Raw genomic sequence first — 16,497 nt, forward strand, 5'->3', positions numbered from 1 at the left:
GCGGAGGCAGTCTGGATTGCTTCGCTGCGCTCGCAATGACAAGTGGGATCGTCACTCCGCCACCAGCGCATTCATGTGCTCGACGGCTTCGGCGAAATCCTGCTTGAACTCCTGTACCACCGCACCCGCCGACTTGACGCTGTCGATCAGGCCGACGCCCTGGCCGACGAAATAGCTGACGAGATCGCGCGCCTTGGCGTTGCCGCTTGCGGCGGCTCGGTCGATCGAATGGAAGGCGTCGCGGCTAATGATGCTTTGCAACGGCATCGGCAGCGCGCCCGGGCTATCCGGCGCGCGGTCCCAGGCGTCGGTCCAGACTGAGCGGAGCTGCCGGGCCGGCTTGCCGGTGCGGCCCTTCGAGCGCACCGCATCGCGCGAGGATGCCGCGATCATCTTCTCGCGAAAGATCTCGCTTGTCTCGGACTCGACCGTGGCCAGCCACACCGAGCCGGTCCAGACGCCGGCCGCGCCCATCGCCATGCAGGCCGCCATCTGCCGTCCCGTCATGATGCCGCCGGCTGCCAGCACCGGCACGTCTCGGATCGGCTTGATCGCCTTGATCACCTCCGGCACCAGCACCATGGTCGAGACCTCGCCGCAATGGCCGCCGGCCTCGGTGCCCTGCACGACGAGAATATCGACGCCGGCCGCGACCTGGCGCAGCGCGTGCTCCTTGGCGCCGACCAGCGCTGCAACCGGCACGCCGTGCTTCTTGCCCATCTCGATCATCGCCTTCGGCGGCACGCCCAGCGCATTGGCGATCAGGCGGATCGGATGATTGAAGGAGACCTCGAGCAGCTGAAGCGCGGTCTTGCCGTCGAACGGCTGCGGCTGGTTGTCCGCGACCTCGGTGGTGGTCAGCTCGATGTCGTACTTCTTCAGGAGATCGCGCGTGTAGTTGCGGTGCTCCTGCGGCACGCGCGCTTCCAGGCTCTTCCAGGTGACGTCCTTCTCGCCGGCCGTCGAGATGTTTTCCGGGATGAGCACGTCGATGCCGTAAGGCTTGCCATCGACGTGATCATCGATCCACGTCAGCTCACGCTCGAGCGTGTCCGGCGTATGCACGGTCGCGCCCAGCACGCCGAAGCCGCCGGCGCGGCTGACGGCGGCAACGACGTCGCGACAATGGCTGAAGGCGAGCAGCGGGAATTCGATCCCCAGCATGTCGCAGATCGGCGATTTCATGGCTCTCTCCCGGCGGCAGGCTTCGCATTCTCGTTGCTTTCGCTGGCAAAGCAAAGTGACGCTAGCCGATCGATGACATGCCGGATCTGGCGAGGCATCTTGTGTGCAGACGTCGCGCGCTATCCGCGGGCCGCAGGCCCTGCGGGCACCCGGGAATGACGGAGGGGAGGGGCTGCCATGACAAAACGCAGAGTTGTCCCATCCGGCAATGCATTGCGGCGCCCTTGTCATCGGCCGTTTGCGGGCTAATTAATGCAGACGCATCCTTTTTGCCCGGAGCCCCGCATGACCGACGCCCCTTACGTGCCGCCCAAAGTCTGGACCTGGAACAAGGAGAACGGCGGGCAATTCGCCAACATCAACCGCCCGATTGCCGGGCCCACCCACGACAAGGAGCTGCCAGTCGGCAAGCATCCGCTTCAGCTCTACTCGCTGGCGACGCCGAACGGGGTCAAGGTCACCGTGATGCTGGAGGAGCTCCTGGCGCTCGGCCACAAGGGCGCCGAATATGACGCCTGGCTGATCAAGATTGGCAATGGCGATCAGTTCGGCAGCGGCTTCGTCGACATCAATCCAAATTCCAAGATCCCGGCGCTGATGGATCGCTCCGGCCCCGAGCCTGTCCGGGTGTTCGAGTCAGGCTCGATCCTGTTCTACCTCGCCGAGAAGTTCGGCGCCTTCCTGCCGAAGGACGTCAAGGCCCGCACCGAGGCGATGTCCTGGCTGTTCTGGCAAATGGGCAGTGCGCCCTATCTCGGCGGCGGCTTCGGCCACTTCTACGCCTATGCGCCGACCAAGATCGAATACGCCATCGACCGTTTCGCAATGGAGACCAAGCGCCAGCTCGACGTGCTCGACCGGCGTCTCGCTGACAACGAATATCTCGCGGGCAAGGACTACACCATCGCCGACATGGCGGTGTGGCCCTGGTATGGCGCGCTCGCCAAGGGGCTCGTCTATGGCGCCGGCGAATTTCTGTCGGTGCAGGACTACAAGAACGTGCAGCGCTGGACCGACCAGATTGCGCAGCGCCCCGCCGTGAAGCGCGGCCGCATGGTCAACCGGGTCTCCGGCGATCCCGCCAGCCAGCTCCACGAGCGCCACGACGCGAGCGACTTCGAGACCAAGACCCAGGACAAGCTCGTGCCCGCGACGTAGCTAACGGGTTCATCACCTCTCCCCGCAAGTGGGGAGAAGTCGAATTCGATCGCAGATCGAATTCGGGTGAGGGGGTACAGGTCCCTCGACAGTCTCGCGCGTGGAGAAAGCCCCTCACTCCAACCCTCTCAGCGCGAGCCAAGCTCGTCGCGGCCCCATGGGGCGAGGGAGCGCACCGTTGCTGCGGCCTATTTCTTCATGCCCTCCGCCGCCGGAAACACCACGCGGTCATCGGTGCGGCAGTAACGGTCGGCGAACATGCGGCCGATTGGGTGATAGCGGTCCATGTGCACCCGCATCGCCTTGTCGTCCCAGAGCTCGTCGCGGATGTGGAAGTGGAGGCCTTCGCCCATGATCAGGCGACGATCGTCGTTGACGTCGATCAGCTTCCAGAGCTTGCACTCCATGGCCCAGGGCGTGTCGGCCAGCCGGGGCACGGCGATCTTCGCCGAGGGCGCGAGCTTTAGCCCGAGATAGTCGGGTTCGCTGATCTCAGGCGGAAAATCGCCGCTGGACTCGTGCATCGCCCGCGCCAGCGGCTCGTCCGTGAGATTGACCACGAATTCACCGGTGCGCTGGATGTTGAGAAACGTGTCCTTGTCCTCGCCGTTCGGCTTGCGGTTGGCCGCGAACATGCAGAGCGGCGGATCCTCGCAGAAGGCGTTGAAGAAGCTGAACGGGGCGGCGTTGACCACGCCGGTCGGCCCGAGCGTGGTCACCCACGCGATCGGCCGCGGCAGAATGAAGGACGTCAGCACCTTGTAGCGCTCGCGTGGCGTCAGCTCGCTGGCGGCGTAGTCCATGGTGGCTCCGTTTCTTTCTGCGCCTCTCCCCGTGGGCGGGGAGAGGCCGACGCGCGCCAGGAGAGCGGCTCACGCCATGCTCAGCTCGTGGCGGCCCACCACCATCCAGTGCACCTCGTCCGGACCGTCGGCGAAGCGCAGGTGCCGCACGTCCTGATACATCTCGGCGAGCGGGGTCCAGTGCGAGATGCCGGTGGCGCCGTGCATCTGGATGGCCTGATCGATGATCTTGCAGGCGCGCTCGGGCACCATGGCCTTGACCATGGAGACCCAGACGCGGGCCTCCTTGTTGCCGAGCACGTCCATTGCCTTCGCCGCTTTCAGCACCATCAGCCGCATCGCCTCGATCTCGCAGCGCGCCTGCGCGATGATCTGCATGTTGCCGCCGAGATGGGCGATCTTCTTGCCAAAGGCCTCACGGGTGAGGCCACGCTGCACCATCAGGTCGAGCGCCTTCTCGGCCTTGCCGATGGTGCGCATGCAGTGATGGATACGGCCGGGGCCGAGGCGGAGCTGCGAGATCTCGAAGCCACGGCCTTCGCCGAGCAGGATGTTCTCCTTCGGCACGCGCACATTGTTGAAGCGCATGTGCATGTGGCCGCGCGGGGCGTGGTCCTGGCCGAACACGTACATGGGACCGAGCACCTCGACGCCGGGCGTGTCGCGCGGCACCAGGATCTGCGACTGCTGCTTGCTCGGCGCCGCGTCCGGGTTGGTCTTCACCATCACGATGAGGATCTTGCAGCGGGGATCGCCGAGGCCCGAGATGTAGTACTTCTCGCCGTTGATCACCCATTCGTCGCCGACGAGCTTTGCGGTGGTCGAGATGTTCTTGGCGTCGGAGGAGGCGACGTTCGGCTCGGTCATGACATAGGCCGAACGGATCTCGCCGTTGAGCAGCGGCTTCAGCCATTTCTCCTTCTGCTCCTTGGTGCCGACCCGTTCCAGCACTTCCATGTTGCCGGTGTCGGGCGCCGAGCAGTTCATGGTCTCCGAGGCCAGCGGACTCTTGCCGAGCTCTGCCGCGATATAGGCGTAGTCGAGATTTTTCAGGCCCTGGCCGGTCTCGTAATCGGGCAGGAAGAAGTTCCAGAGGCCTTCCTGCTTGGCCTTGTTCTTGGCCTTCTCCAGCACCTCGAGCTGCTTCGGCGTAAAACTCCAGCGATCTTCCTTGCCCTCGCCGGCCTTGGCGAACTCGATCGACATCGGCTCGACGGTATCGCGGATGAACTTCTTGACGTGATCGTAAAGCGGCCGGACCTGGTCCGACATCCGCAAGTCGTTGAGCTCGTCGCCGGGATTGAGCGTGTAGTTGGTGGTGCGGGGAATGTAGGTGTGTTTTGTCATTGGTCCTCCCGGGATCGCTAGAATGTGTTGTGCGCAAGAATAGTCGCAGCGCCGGCAAAGTGCGAGGGCGCATTTTCACGCGTGAGGCCATGCCATGCGATGGAATATCGCAAGGCCGTTTGAAATGTTGTTTGAATGGGCGCGGCGCACTGGGCACGCCCGCGCCACGCTCTCCGCCGTCATCGCCCGCCTTGTGCGCACTTGCGCACTGGGGCGGCGATCCAGTACTCCGAGACGGCAGTGATTGAACAGAGTAGCTGCGGCGTACTGGATTCCCCGCCTGCCGCCTACGCTAAAGCTTCGGCGCCCCCTGGACCTCAACCCTGGCGAAGCTTTGGCGTAGCCGGGTCGCGGGGAATGACAGCAGTGGATGTGGCTAGTTCGCCATCCGATGCATCGCGCAGATCTTGTTGCCATCGAGATCGCGCAGGTAGGCCAGATAGAGCTTGCCGCCGGGGCCCTGGCGAATGCCGGGCGGATCCTCGATCGATTTTGCGCCGGCTGCAAGGCCCGCCGCGTGCCACGCATCGACCTGTTCCGGCGAATTGGCGGCAAAGCCGATCGTGCCGCCGTTGGCGCAGGTCGCCGGCTCGCCGTTGATCGGCTTCGATACCGAGAACACTCCGGTCTTGGTGATGTAGAAGATGCGGTGGCCGTCGACCCTGGCCGGCCGCACCTCGAGCGTGCCGAGCAGTTGGTCGTAGAACGCCTTGGCCTTGTCCAGGTCGTTGGTACCGATCATGACGTGTGAAAACATTTGCCCGTTCCCTCAGTGTTGTAGCCCGGATGGAGCAGAGCGAAATCCGGGTCTTGCTTGCTTTTGGCCGTCCCGGATTCGCTGCGCTCCATCCGGGCTACGAGAATCAAAACGCGGTATAGCCGCCGTCGATCACGAAAGTATCCGCGGTGTGATACGACGACGCCTTGCTCATCAGATACACCGCGATGCCGCCGAAATCGGAGGCTTCGCCGAAGCGCCGCATCGGAATCCGCGGCATCACGTTGGCTACGAACTTGTCGTTCGCCATGAGCCCTGCGGTCATGTCGCTCTTGATCCAGCCCGGCAGGATCGCATTGGCGGTGACGCCGTGACGTGCCAGCTCGACGCCGAGCGCGCGCACCAGCGCGTTGATGGCGGCCTTGGTCGCGGCATAATGCTCGTTGCGCGCGGTGCCGAAGATCGAGGCGAGGCTCGAGGTCGCGACCAGCCGGCCAAAGGGATCGCCGGCATTGGCGCGATCCGTCATGTGCTTGGCGGCGGCCTGGAACGCGTGGAACACGCCGTCGAGATTGGTCGCGAACATCGTGCGCCATTCCTCCTCGGTGCGCTCGATGAAGGCGCGCCGGCCACCGCCGCCGATGCCCGCATTGGCGAAGCAGCCATCGACCCGGCCGAAGGTGTCGAGCGTCGCCTTCATCGCTGAAGCGACAGAGGCCGGATCGGTGACGTCGCAGACGCGGCTGTCGACCTTGCCGGACAGGCCCTCCATGCTCGCGGCAGCGGCCTTGTTCTTGTCAGCATTGCGGCCCCAGATCGAGACGTTGCAGCCCTGGCCCGCGAGCGCCTGCGCGATACCGAGCCCGATGCCGCCATTGCCACCGGTGATCACGGCCACGCGGCCGGAAAGGTCGAAGAGGTTCATGGCGCGTTTCCTGTTTTTTGACTGCGGCGCATCAGCCGCTGCGCACAAGATTGCTTGCTATGCTCCGATCACCATGGACAAGACCGCGCCAAAAATCAAATATGCGCCCCGGCAAAACGAATTCCGGCCTGCGAAACTGGTGCGGGCCGCAACTGATGAGGAAACCATGCAGTTCAAACACGTCACGCTCGACTTCGATGGCTCGGTCGCGATCCTCAAGCTCGACCATCAGGAGGTGATGAACGCGGTCTCCGTCGACATGCTGGGCGGTCTTTCCGAGGCGCTCGATGCGATCGAGGAGAAGAAGGACGAGGTGCGCTGCGTGGTGCTGACCGGTGCGGGGCGGGCGTTCTGCACGGGCGCCAATCTGCAAGGCCGCAACAACCAGGCGAAGAAGACCAAGGCCGGCCTTACGCTGGAGACCGGCTTTCATCCCTTCCTGCGCCGCATCCGCAACCTGCACTGCCCGATCGTCACCGCGGTCAATGGCCCGGCCGCCGGCGCCGGCATGAGCTTCGCGCTGCTCGGCGACATGATCCTATGCGCGCGCTCGTCCTATTTCCTGCAGGCCTTCCGCCGCATCGGCCTCGTGCCGGATTGCGGCTCGACCTGGCTGTTGCCGCGCCTCGTCGGCCGCGCGCGCTCGATCGAATTGTCGTTGATGGGCGAGCGCCTGCCGGCCGAGAAGGCGCTGGAATGGGGCCTTGTCAACCGCGTCTATGATGACGGCGTCTTGATGGAGGAAGCGATGAAGCTGGCGCGCGATCTCGCCAGCGGGCCGACCGTGGCGCTGTCGCTGATCCGCAAGCTCTATTGGGACAGCCCGGAAAATTCCTTCGAGGATCAGCTCAATCTGGAATTCCAGTGCCAGCTCCGCGCCGGCGACACCGAGGATTTCCGCGAGGGCGTCGGCGCCTTCCTCGAGAAGCGGCCCGCGCAGTTCAAGGGCAAATGATCGAGGCGGCGCTTTCACGCAGCGTCCAGCGCTGGTGCAAAGGGGCGACCGGCGCGACCTGTGCGGCAAAGCTCTCCGGCGGCGCCAGCCAGGAAACCTGGCGCTTCGACATCTCCCATCCCGACGGGCCGATCGGCGCGATCCTGCGGCGCTCACCAAAGGGCTATGGCGCCGCGCCGACCCGCGCGGCCGGTCTTGCCGCGGAAGCGCAGTTGATGCAGCTCGCCTATGAGGCCGGCGTGCCGTCGCCCCGCGTCCTGCATGTGCTGGTGCCGGAGGACGATCTCGGCACCGGCTTCATCATGCAGCGCGTCGAGGGCGAGACCATCGCGCGCAAGATTCTTCGCGATCAAGAGTATGCGGCGGCGCGGCCGCATCTGGCGTGGCAGATCGGTGGCATCCTCGCGGGCCTGCACAGGCTGCCGCTGGACAGACTGCCCGAGCTGCGCAGCCGCGGCGCAACCCAGGAGATCGCCGAGTTCGAGCGCGACTATCGCAGTCTGAACTGGCCCAAGCCGGTATTCGAGCTGGCGCTGCGCTGGCTGCACGATCACGATCCCGGTCCCGCGGCCGAGACCACGCTGGTGCACGGCGATTTCCGCAACGGCAATCTCATCATCGGCGCCGACGGCGTTCGCGCGGTACTGGACTGGGAGCTCGCCCATCTCGGCGATCCCATGGAGGACCTCGGCTGGGTCTGCGTGAACTCCTGGCGCTTCGGCGAGATCGACAAGCCCGTCGGCGGCTTTGGCTCGCGCGAGGAATTGTTCGCCGGTTACGAGGCTTCGGGCCGCAAGGTCGACCCTGAGCGCGTCAAGTTCTGGGAAGTGATGGGCACGCTGCGCTGGGGCATCATGTGCGGCGGCATGATGCAGCGCTTTCGCGAGGGGCCCGACCATTCCATGGAGCGCGCCATGATCGGCCGCCGCGCCAGCGAGACCGAGATCGATCTGTTGCGGCTTCTGGCGCCGCGCGGGAGCTGACACATGCAGGACGAGCCGACCCCGATCGAGCTGACCAAGGCAGTCGCCGATTTCCTCCGCAGCGACATCACGCCGCTGATCTCCGGCCACCAAGCCTTCAAGCTGCGCGTCGCCATCAACATCCTCGACCTCGTCACGCGGCAGCTGACGCGGGAGGAGGGAAGCGATGCGAAGGAGGTGGAGCGCCTGCGCGCGCTGCTCGGCATCGACGGCTCGGTCATGGAGCTCAACCGTGTTCTCGCACATCGCATCGCGAGCGGGGAGATGGATCTCGCGACCCCAGGCCTCGCCGAGCACCTGTGGGCAACCACGATGGACAAGCTGGCGGTCGATCAGCCGAATTATGCCTCGTACAAGCGCGAACTAGGACGAAGCGGGTAGGTCTCTCCCCGTCATTGCGAGGAGCCCTTGCGACGAAGCAATCCAGACTGTCTCTGCTGGGCAGCCTGGATTGCTTCGCTACGCTCGCAATGACAGTGTTGAGAGAGGGGGCGCTCCTCTCTCCGCCGTCATTCCGGGGCGTCGCGAAGCGACGAACCCGGAATCCATTCATCCGCACGTTCTGTCGCTCAATGGATTCCGGGCTCGCGCCTGTCGGCGCGCTCCGGAATGACGAGTGGGGAGACCCGTTTCCTACTTCCCCACCCATTTCGGCGGCCGCTTCTCGGAAAATGCCTTCGGGCCCTCGATATAATCCTGCGAGGCGACCATCGCCTGCACGGCCGGATAGTCCCGTTGCTCCGCGATCGCCTGCTCCAGCGACACGCCAAGCCCCTTCTGAATCGCCTGCTTCGAGGCCCGGATCGACATCGGCGAATTCTTGGCGATCATCTCGGCCCAGCGCAGCGCGGCCGCGAGCGCCTCGCCCTGCGGCACCACCTCGTTGACGAAACCGAGCTCGAGCCCTTCCTTGGCGCTGACATGGCGCGCGGTGAGGATCATGCCCATGGCGCGCTTCAGCCCGATCTGGCGCGGCAGCCGGTGCAAGCCGCCGGCGAGCGCGGCAAGGCCGACGCGCGGTTCGGGCAGGGCGAAGGTCGCGTTCTCCGCGGCGATGATGAGGTCGCAGGCGAGCGCGATCTCGAAGCCGCCGCCCATGGCAACGCCGTTCACCGCGGCGATGATCGGCTTGTCGCAGTCGAAGCGTGAGGTGAGGCCGGCGAAGCCGCCCTTGTCCCAGCCGCGTTTTCCCCCCGCTGCCTGCCACTTCAGATCGTTGCCGGCGCAGAACGCCTTATCGCCGCTGCCCGTGACGATCGCGATCCACTGCTCGGGATCGGCGGAGAAATCGTCAAACACCTTCTGAAGCTCGAAGTGCGCATCGGTGTGCAGCGCGTTGTAGACCTCGGGCCGCGACAGCGTCACGATCGTGATCGGCCCCTTGCGTTCCACCTTTGAGAATTTCAGCTCCATCGCGCGCTCCCGGATTTTCTTTCGAAGGAATATTGGCCCCATACTACCGTGCGGGTGCGCCAGAGCACCATCGAATTGCGCGGGCGCGCCTTGCGCTCCTCACATCTCGGCTTGCTTGACTTGCACGCGCTCTTCTCACCTTAATCGCACCAAGCAAGAATGCGCCCAGCGCCTTAACGCAAAACGATAAAATCAATCCGGGAGAGAACCTGTGGATTTCTCATTGCCTGCCGATCTCGTCGCCTATCTCGGAGAGCTCGACCGTTTCATCGAACGCGAGATCAAGCCGCTGGAACGGGCCGACGACAACATCCGCTTCTTCGACCATCGCCGCGAATGGGCGCGGACCGATTTCGAGAATGGCGGCCTGCCGCGCCACGAATGGGAGGCGCTGTTGCGCAAGGCCAAGGACCTCGCGGATGCCGCCGGGCATTTGCGCTTTCCTGTGCCGAAGCAATACGGCGGCAAGGACGGCTCCAACCTCTGGATGGCCGTGATCCGCGAGCATTTTGCCGCAAGGGGTCTCGGCCTGCACAACGACCTCCAGAACGAGCATTCGATCGTCGGCAACTTCCCCGTCGTCACCATGCTCGACCGCTACGGCCGCGACGACCAGAAGGCGATGATCGACGGCTCCATTAAGGGCAAGTACCGCATCACCTTTGGCCTGACCGAGCCGCATCACGGTTCGGATGCCACCCACATGGAGACGCGCGCGGTGGCAGCCACCCGCGACAACGTCAAGGGCTGGATCATCAACGGCGAGAAGATGTGGACGACCGGCATGCACGTCGCCACGCACTGCGCGCTGTTCGCGCGCACCAGCGGCAACGATGGCGACGCCCGCGGCATCACCTGCTTCCTGGTGCCGGCGAAGACCCATGGTGTGAAGGTCGAGGAGTACATGTGGACCTTCAACATGCCGACCGACCATCCGCGCGTCAGCTTCACCGACGTGTTCGTGCCGGAGGATGCGCTGTTTGGCGAGGTCGGCCGCGGCCTGTCGCTGGCGCAATGCTTCGTCCACCAGAACCGCATTCGCCAGGCGGCAAGCTCGCTCGGCGCCGCGGTCTACTGCATCAACGAGAGTGTGAAATACGCGCGTGAGCGCAAACCGTTCGGCAAGGCGCTGGCCGAGAACCAGGCGATCCAGTTCCCGCTGGTCGAGCTTGCGACCCAAGCCGAGATGCTGCGCCTCTTGATCCGCAAGACCGCCTGGGAGATGGACCAGCTCAATGAGGAGCAAATCGAGCGCACCCTGTCCGACCGGGTCTCGATGTGCAACTACTGGGCAAACCGCCTCTGCTGCGAGGCCGCCGACCGCGCCATGCAGGTCCATGGCGGCATGGGCTATTCACGCCACAAGCCGTTCGAGCACATCTACCGCCACCACCGGAGATATCGCATCACCGAAGGCAGCGAGGAGATCCAGATGCGGAAAGTGGCGGGATTCCTGTTCGGGTATATGGGGCCGGGGAAGCATTAGACGCTCGCACCGCTATCGTAGGGTGGGTTAGCGCTGCGATTGCGCGAAGCGCGATCGCAGGGCGTAACCCACCAGCGCCATCCGCGTGGATTGCAAAGAGGTGGGTTACGCCTACGGCTAACCCACCCTACGGCACCGCGGATCAATTCACCCGCCGATCCTTCCCCGCCCAATACGGCTCGCGCAGCTGCCGCCGCAGGATCTTGCCTGACGGATTCCTCGGCAGCGCAGGCAGGAATTCCACGCTCTTCGGCGTCTTGTAGCCGGCGATGCGCGTCCGGGTGAAGTTGATGATCTCGGTGGCAGTCGCCTGCTTGCCCGGCTTCATCACCACGATCGCCTTCACGGCTTCGCCCCATTTGTCGTCAGGCACGCCGATCACGGCGGCTTCCGCGACATCGGGGTGGTCGCACAGAGCGCTCTCGACCTCGGCCGGATAGATGTTCTCGCCGCCCGAGATGATCATGTCCTTGATGCGGTCGTGGATGTAGAGATAGCCGTCCTCGTCCATGTAGCCGGCATCGCCGGTGCGCAGCCAGCCGTCGCTGCGCAGCGTGGATGCGGTCGCCTCCGGCAGGTTCCAGTAGCCGGCCATGTTGGAGCCCGAGCGCGTTGCGATTTCGCCGACCTGCCGCGGCGGCAGCGGCTTGCCGTCCGGATCCAGGATCGCGATCTCGACGCCCGGCAGCGCCTTGCCGGCCGAGCGCATCCGCTCCAGCCCCTCGACGTGATCCTCCGGCGGCAGCGCGACGATGGTGCCGGTGGTCTCGGTCATGCCGTAGAGCTGCACGAAGCCGCATTTGAAGACCTCGATGCATTCCTTCAGCAGCGCTGCGGGAATCGGCGAGGCGCCGTACAGCATGTATTTCAGCCGCGAGAAGTCGACCGTCCTGGCGCGTGGCTGCCGCACCACGAACTGCATCGCCGCCGGCACCATGAACAGTTTTGTGATGGCGGACTGCTCGAAGAAATCCAAAACCTTGGTCGGGTCGAACTCGCGTGCGATCACCCCGCGGGCGCCGTGATAGAGCCCCATGACGCCCCACCCCGAACCGCCGATGTGAAAGATCGGCATCGCCACCAGCGAGACATCGTCGGTCGACCACCGGTTCCACTCCGGCTTGTCCTCGGCATTGCCGGATTGCACCAGGTTGAGGAAGTTGGCATGCGACAACATCGCGCCCTTCGGCTTGCCCGTCGTGCCCGACGTGTAGAGCTGGATCGCGATGTCCGTGGTGTCGATCGGCACCTTCGGATCATCGCCGCTCTGCGCATCGCGCCATTCCGTAAAATCCGGCCATTCCGGCGCGCCGCCCTCGGTGGTGATGACGGTGCGCACGCTTGGTATCTGCTCCCGGATCTGGCGCACTTGAGTGATGAACTCCGGCCCGACGAACAGCACCGGCGCCCTGCAATCCGAGACGATGAAGGCGACCTCGGGCCCTGCCAGCCGCCAGTTCACCGGCGCCATCACGACGCCAGCCTTCATCGCACCCATCAGGAGCTCGAAATAGATGTCGCTGTTCTTGCCGAGATAGGCGATGCGGTCGCCCTTCTTCACGCCCATTGCGAGGAGCGCGTTCGCGACCTTGTTGGTCTTGATGTCGAACTCGGCGAAGCTCGTGGTGCGGCCCTCGAATTCATAGGCGATGGCGCTGTCGCGGCTCTTCGCACGCTCGCGCACCATGTCGGCGAGGTTCGCCAGTTTCTGTGTGGACATGTTTCTCCCGGAGGCGTTTGTTTTTATGCCCGGGAGTGTGGCGTCATCCGCCGGTGAAGACAAGATGGGCTCCGCTGTCGTCCCGGACAAGCGCGCGCCTCAAGCGCGCGCAGATCCGGACCCATAGCCACAGGAAGTTGTTTGGCGAAGACACGCAGTTACCTGTCTCGCGCCACGACTGCTCCCTGTAGTTATGGGTCCCCGCCCCCTTGCGCTTTGCGCACTAGGCGGGGACGACAACTGGGGGCGTGGTGAAAACGTCAGCCCCTTACACGTCCGCGCATTTGCAATGCGCCGTCACCCCCGCTTCGCGCGGTCCTTCTCGTTCTGAGCCATGATGCTCTCGCGCGCGGTCTTCCAGTCGTCGTCGCTCCAGTCGCGGAGCTGGTAGAAGTTGCCGCCCATGGCGAGCGCCTGGGCGCCGTCCATGGCGATGGTCTCGCCGTTGATCCAGTCGCAGCCGCCGGAGATCAGGAACACGGCCACGTTCTGCAGTTCCTCCATGGTGCCGACGCGGCCCATCGGGTTCATCGCCTTGGTGCGCGCGCCGGCTTCGTCACCGGGCTTGATGCGCTTGCTCATGCCCTCGGTCGGGATCTCGCCCGGGGCGATGGTGTTGAGGCGGATGCCGTGTCGTCCCCATTCGGTGGCAAGCGACATCGTCATGGCGTGGATCGCCGACTTGCTCATCGCCGAGGGCACCACGTAAGGCGAGCCGTTGCGCACCCAGGTCGTGGTGATCGAGACGACGTTGCCGGGCTGCTTCAAGGCGATCCAGCGCTTGCCGACCGCATGTGTCACGTAGAACGTGCCATGCATGACGATGTTGGCGACCGCATCGAAGCCGCGCGGCGAGAGCTCCTCGGTCCGCGAGATGAAATTGCCGGCCGCATTGTTGATGAGATCGGTGAGGGGGCCATCGCGGAAGATGCTCTCGATCATCTCCTCGACTGCGAGCGCGTTGCGGATGTCGACGCCGTGGCTGGTGACGCGGCCGCCGTAGAGATCCATCAGCTCGGTTGCGGTCTCGTCGCACACGATCTTGCGCCGACCGCAAATGTGCACCTCGGCGCCGAGCTGGAGAAAGCGCGCCGCCATCGATTTGCCGAGACCGGTGCCGCCGCCGGTCACGAGAATGCGTCGGCCCGCCAGAAGATTTTCCTTGAACATGGCTGTTTCCTCTGTCGCGATTGTCAGTTAATTGGTCGATTGACTAAATCCGGCCGCCGGCGGCCTGTAAAGCGGCACTGAACAAGAACAGGCAAGAACTAGGGGAGAATTCGTCCATGGACGATCGCGTCTCGATCTCGATCTCGGAAGGCGTTGCCGACGTGCGCCTGGTGCGCGCCGACAAGATGAACGCGCTGGATCAGCCCATGTTCGAGGCCCTCGTCGCCGCAACCGACCGGCTGTCGAAGGAGAAGGGCGTGCGCGCCGTCGTGCTCTCGGGCGAAGGCCGCGCCTTCTGCGCCGGGCTGGACATGGGGCGTTTTGCCGCCATGAAGGAGAAGGGGGGCAACGGAATTCCGGGTGGCGAAAATCGGGATCTCACGGTGCGCACATATGGCAAGGCCAACTTCGCGCAACAAGCAGTGTGGGGCTGGCGCCAGCTACCGATGCCTGTGATCGCGGCCGTGCACGGCGTCGCCTTCGGCGGCGGCTTCCAGCTCTCGCTCGGCGCCGACATGCGCTTTCTCAGCTCGGATGCGCGCATGTCGATCATGGAGATCAAATGGGGCCTCGTGCCCGACATGGCGGGCACGCCGATCCTGGCCTCGCTGGTACGCGACGACATCCTGCGCGATCTCACCTACACCGGGCGCATCTTCTCGGCGCAAGAGGCGATGACCTACGGCCTCGCCACGCGCATCTGCGACGATCCGCGCGCTGCGGCGCTTGATGTCGCGCGCGAGATCGCAGGAAAAAGCCCCGATGCGATCCGCGCGGCGAAGCGGATGCTGAACAATCTCTCGGTCGATCCGGGCCCGGCGCTGCTCGCCGAATCCGTCGAGCAGCAGAAGCTGATTGGCAGCCCCAACCAGACCGAGGCCGTGCGCGCCAACCTGGAGAAGCGCGCGCCGAATTTTGCGGATTAGCTTTGGGTCATTCCGGGATGCGCCGTAGGCGCAGGCCCGGAATCCATCGAGCCGCATCGTTCGCTGTGAAATGGATTCCGGGTTCGATGCTGCGCATCGACCCGGAATGACGGCACAAACAACAACAAAGAAAAACAACAATGAGCCAAACGCCCCCCTTCCTCGGCATCGTCTCCGGCGAGCGCCGCCGCTCTCACGCCGAGGTCACTGAGCGCGCCGACCGCATCGCCTCCGGCCTCGCCAAGATCGGCGTCCGCCAGGGCGATTGCGTCTGCATGCTGATGCGCAACGACATCGCCTTCCTGGAAGCCGCCTACGCCGCGATGCGGCTGGGCGCCTATGGCGTGCCGATCAACTGGCACTTCAAACCGGAGGAGATCACCTACATCCTGAAGGATTCCGGCGCCGCCGTGCTGATCGCTCATGCCGACATGCTGCACGGTTTGCGCGATGCGATTCCTGAGGGAGTCACCGTGCTCAGCGTGCCGACGCCGCCGGAAATCCGCTCCAACTACAAGATCGATCCCGATCATCTGAAGACGCCGGACTTCGCGATCGATTTCGAAGCCTGGCTCGCGCAACACCCGCCCTATGACGGCCCGATCGTGCCGCAGCCCATGAACATGATCTACACGTCGGGCACGACAGGCCATCCCAAGGGCGTCCGCCGCAACGCGCCGACGCCGGAGCAGCAGGCTGCCGGTGAGCGCATGCGTGCGATGATCTATGGGCTCAAGCCCGGCGCCCGCGCATTGCTGCCGGGGCCGCTCTATCATTCCGCGCCGAACTCGTTCGGCATCCGCGCCGGCAAGCTCGGCGGGGTGCTGGTGCTGATGCCGCGCTTCGAGGCGGAGGAATTCCTGCAGGCGATCGAGCACTACAAGATCGACACCATCTTCATGGTGCCGACCATGTTCATCCGCCTGATGAAGCTGCCCGAGGAGGTGCGCAGGACGTACGACGTCTCCTCGCTCCGCCACGTCATCCACGCCGCCGCGCCGTGCCCGGCCGACGTCAAGCGCGCCATGATCGAATGGTGGGGGCCGGTGATCTACGAGTTCTACGGCTCGACCGAATCCAGCGCCGTGACCTTCGCGACGTCGGAGGACGCGCTGAAGAAGCCCGGCACCGTCGGCAGGATCTCGCCCGGCGCCGAGCTGCGCTTCATCGGCGACGACGGACGCGTGCTCGGCGTCGGCGAGATCGGCGAGATCTATTCGCGCATGGCCGAGATGGCCGATTTCACCTATCACAACAAGCCGGAGAAGCGCGCCGAGATCGACCGCGACGGCTTCATCACCTCCGGCGACGTCGGCTATATCGATGAAGACGGCTACGTCTTCATCTGCGACCGCAAGCGCGACATGGTGATATCAGGCGGCGTCAACATCTACCCGGCCGAGATCGAATCCGTGCTGCATGCGGTGCCCGGCGTGCATGATTGCGCCGTGTTCGGCATCCCCGACGCCGAGTTCGGCGAGGCGCTGATGGCGGTGGTGGAGCCGCAACCCGGGGTCACGCTCGCTGCTTCCGATGTCCGCGCCGCGCTGAAGGCGCATCTGGCGGACTACAAGGTGCCCAAGCACATCGAGATCCGCACCGGCCTGCCGCGCGAAGATTCCGGAAAAATCTTCAAACGACGCCTGCGCGATCCCTATTGGGAGCAGGCGGGCCGGAAGATCTAGCTACTTCGTAGCCCGGATGGAGC

The 16,497-nt window shown here is 64.7% G+C and carries 15 protein-coding genes; 7 read left to right on the forward strand and 8 right to left on the reverse strand.

Annotated features, from left to right (window positions below):
- Positions 1-51: 51 nt before the first annotated feature.
- Positions 52-1,185: a nitronate monooxygenase gene (locus I6F12_RS03800; protein ID WP_225155534.1), complete on the reverse strand. Its 1,134-nt coding sequence runs from the start codon at positions 1,183-1,185 to the stop codon at positions 52-54.
- A 285-nt stretch (positions 1,186-1,470) separates the two neighbouring features.
- On the opposite strand from I6F12_RS03800, the gene yghU reads away from it, so the two are divergent.
- Positions 1,471-2,343, forward strand: a complete 873-nt coding sequence (gene yghU, locus I6F12_RS03805; protein ID WP_036023001.1) for a glutathione-dependent disulfide-bond oxidoreductase — start codon at positions 1,471-1,473, stop codon at positions 2,341-2,343.
- Positions 2,344-2,531: 188 nt separating this feature from the next.
- On the opposite strand, the gene I6F12_RS03810 is transcribed toward yghU, so the two are convergent.
- The 4 genes from I6F12_RS03810 to I6F12_RS03825 all read right to left on the reverse strand — a co-directional run bounded on the left by I6F12_RS03810 (position 2,532) and on the right by I6F12_RS03825 (position 6,136).
- Positions 2,532-3,146: a flavin reductase family protein gene (locus I6F12_RS03810; protein WP_036023002.1), complete on the reverse strand. Its 615-nt coding sequence runs from the start codon at positions 3,144-3,146 to the stop codon at positions 2,532-2,534.
- 69 nt (positions 3,147-3,215) lie between these two features.
- Complete coding sequence (locus I6F12_RS03815) at positions 3,216-4,493, reverse strand: acyl-CoA dehydrogenase family protein (RefSeq protein WP_225155535.1); 1,278 nt, start codon at positions 4,491-4,493, stop codon at positions 3,216-3,218.
- Between the two features lie 376 nt (positions 4,494-4,869).
- Positions 4,870-5,250 carry a VOC family protein gene (locus I6F12_RS03820; RefSeq protein WP_225155536.1) on the reverse strand — a complete coding sequence of 127 codons (381 nt, stop codon included), beginning with the start codon at positions 5,248-5,250 and terminating at the stop codon, positions 4,870-4,872.
- 106 nt (positions 5,251-5,356) lie between these two features.
- Positions 5,357-6,136 carry an SDR family oxidoreductase gene (locus I6F12_RS03825; RefSeq protein WP_036044683.1) on the reverse strand — a complete coding sequence of 260 codons (780 nt, stop codon included), beginning with the start codon at positions 6,134-6,136 and terminating at the stop codon, positions 5,357-5,359.
- Positions 6,137-6,302: 166 nt separating this feature from the next.
- On the opposite strand from I6F12_RS03825, the gene I6F12_RS03830 reads away from it, so the two are divergent.
- The 3 genes from I6F12_RS03830 to I6F12_RS03840 are packed head-to-tail and all read left to right on the forward strand — an operon-like array spanning position 6,303 to position 8,455.
- Positions 6,303-7,091, forward strand: a complete 789-nt coding sequence (locus tag I6F12_RS03830) for an enoyl-CoA hydratase/isomerase (RefSeq protein WP_036044702.1) — start codon at positions 6,303-6,305, stop codon at positions 7,089-7,091.
- Positions 7,088-8,074 (forward strand): phosphotransferase family protein, encoded by a 987-nt coding sequence (locus I6F12_RS03835; RefSeq protein ID WP_225127327.1) that lies wholly within the window; start codon positions 7,088-7,090, stop codon positions 8,072-8,074. The genes I6F12_RS03830 and I6F12_RS03835 overlap by 4 nt, the downstream gene beginning before the upstream one ends.
- A 3-nt stretch (positions 8,075-8,077) precedes the next feature.
- On the forward strand, positions 8,078-8,455 hold the full coding sequence (locus I6F12_RS03840; protein ID WP_036016253.1) for a DUF6285 domain-containing protein: 378 nt from the start codon (positions 8,078-8,080) through the stop codon (positions 8,453-8,455).
- A 252-nt stretch (positions 8,456-8,707) separates the two neighbouring features.
- Here I6F12_RS03840 and I6F12_RS03845 read toward each other — a convergent pair whose 3' ends face one another.
- The gene (locus I6F12_RS03845) at positions 8,708-9,487 is read right to left on the reverse strand and encodes an enoyl-CoA hydratase-related protein (RefSeq protein WP_036016254.1); all 780 of its coding nucleotides are present in this window, start codon (positions 9,485-9,487) and stop codon (positions 8,708-8,710) included.
- A gap of 211 nt (positions 9,488-9,698) precedes the next feature.
- Between I6F12_RS03845 and I6F12_RS03850 the strand changes: the two genes are divergently transcribed.
- Positions 9,699-10,973 (forward strand): acyl-CoA dehydrogenase family protein, encoded by a 1,275-nt coding sequence (locus I6F12_RS03850; protein ID WP_225127326.1) that lies wholly within the window; start codon positions 9,699-9,701, stop codon positions 10,971-10,973.
- Between the two features lie 142 nt (positions 10,974-11,115).
- Here the strand turns inward: I6F12_RS03850 and I6F12_RS03855 are convergent, their stop codons facing one another.
- Both I6F12_RS03855 and I6F12_RS03860 read right to left on the reverse strand, forming a co-directional pair.
- Positions 11,116-12,693 (reverse strand): fatty acid--CoA ligase, encoded by a 1,578-nt coding sequence (locus I6F12_RS03855; protein ID WP_225127325.1) that lies wholly within the window; start codon positions 12,691-12,693, stop codon positions 11,116-11,118.
- A 297-nt stretch (positions 12,694-12,990) separates the two neighbouring features.
- Positions 12,991-13,863: an SDR family oxidoreductase gene (locus I6F12_RS03860; protein WP_109144463.1), complete on the reverse strand. Its 873-nt coding sequence runs from the start codon at positions 13,861-13,863 to the stop codon at positions 12,991-12,993.
- 116 nt (positions 13,864-13,979) lie between these two features.
- Between I6F12_RS03860 and I6F12_RS03865 the strand changes: the two genes are divergently transcribed.
- Positions 13,980-14,789 carry a crotonase/enoyl-CoA hydratase family protein gene (locus tag I6F12_RS03865; RefSeq protein WP_225113542.1) on the forward strand — a complete coding sequence of 270 codons (810 nt, stop codon included), beginning with the start codon at positions 13,980-13,982 and terminating at the stop codon, positions 14,787-14,789.
- 140 nt (positions 14,790-14,929) lie between these two features.
- Positions 14,930-16,474, forward strand: a complete 1,545-nt coding sequence (locus I6F12_RS03870) for an acyl-CoA synthetase (protein ID WP_225155537.1) — start codon at positions 14,930-14,932, stop codon at positions 16,472-16,474.
- Positions 16,475-16,497 lie beyond the last annotated feature (23 nt).

The organism is Bradyrhizobium sp. IC4059 (assembly GCF_020193615.1).
Lineage (GTDB): Bacteria > Pseudomonadota > Alphaproteobacteria > Rhizobiales > Xanthobacteraceae > Bradyrhizobium > Bradyrhizobium yuanmingense.

Bases quoted from the DNA above. Each gene is read 5' to 3' on its own strand.
- I6F12_RS03800 (WP_225155534.1), bottom strand. From the start codon at position 1,185: ATGAAATCGCCGATCTGCGACATGCTGGGGATCGAATTCCCGCTGCTC.
- yghU (WP_036023001.1), top strand. From the start codon at position 1,471: ATGACCGACGCCCCTTACGTGCCGCCCAAAGTCTGGACCTGGAACAAG.
- I6F12_RS03810 (WP_036023002.1), bottom strand. From the start codon at position 3,146: ATGGACTACGCCGCCAGCGAGCTGACGCCACGCGAGCGCTACAAGGTG.
- I6F12_RS03815 (WP_225155535.1), bottom strand. From the start codon at position 4,493: ATGACAAAACACACCTACATTCCCCGCACCACCAACTACACGCTCAAT.
- I6F12_RS03820 (WP_225155536.1), bottom strand. From the start codon at position 5,250: ATGTTTTCACACGTCATGATCGGTACCAACGACCTGGACAAGGCCAAG.
- I6F12_RS03825 (WP_036044683.1), bottom strand. From the start codon at position 6,136: ATGAACCTCTTCGACCTTTCCGGCCGCGTGGCCGTGATCACCGGTGGC.
- I6F12_RS03830 (WP_036044702.1), top strand. From the start codon at position 6,303: ATGCAGTTCAAACACGTCACGCTCGACTTCGATGGCTCGGTCGCGATC.
- I6F12_RS03835 (WP_225127327.1), top strand. From the start codon at position 7,088: ATGATCGAGGCGGCGCTTTCACGCAGCGTCCAGCGCTGGTGCAAAGGG.
- I6F12_RS03840 (WP_036016253.1), top strand. From the start codon at position 8,078: ATGCAGGACGAGCCGACCCCGATCGAGCTGACCAAGGCAGTCGCCGAT.
- I6F12_RS03845 (WP_036016254.1), bottom strand. From the start codon at position 9,487: ATGGAGCTGAAATTCTCAAAGGTGGAACGCAAGGGGCCGATCACGATC.
- I6F12_RS03855 (WP_225127325.1), bottom strand. From the start codon at position 12,693: ATGTCCACACAGAAACTGGCGAACCTCGCCGACATGGTGCGCGAGCGT.
- I6F12_RS03860 (WP_109144463.1), bottom strand. From the start codon at position 13,863: ATGTTCAAGGAAAATCTTCTGGCGGGCCGACGCATTCTCGTGACCGGC.
- I6F12_RS03865 (WP_225113542.1), top strand. From the start codon at position 13,980: ATGGACGATCGCGTCTCGATCTCGATCTCGGAAGGCGTTGCCGACGTG.
- I6F12_RS03870 (WP_225155537.1), top strand. From the start codon at position 14,930: ATGAGCCAAACGCCCCCCTTCCTCGGCATCGTCTCCGGCGAGCGCCGC.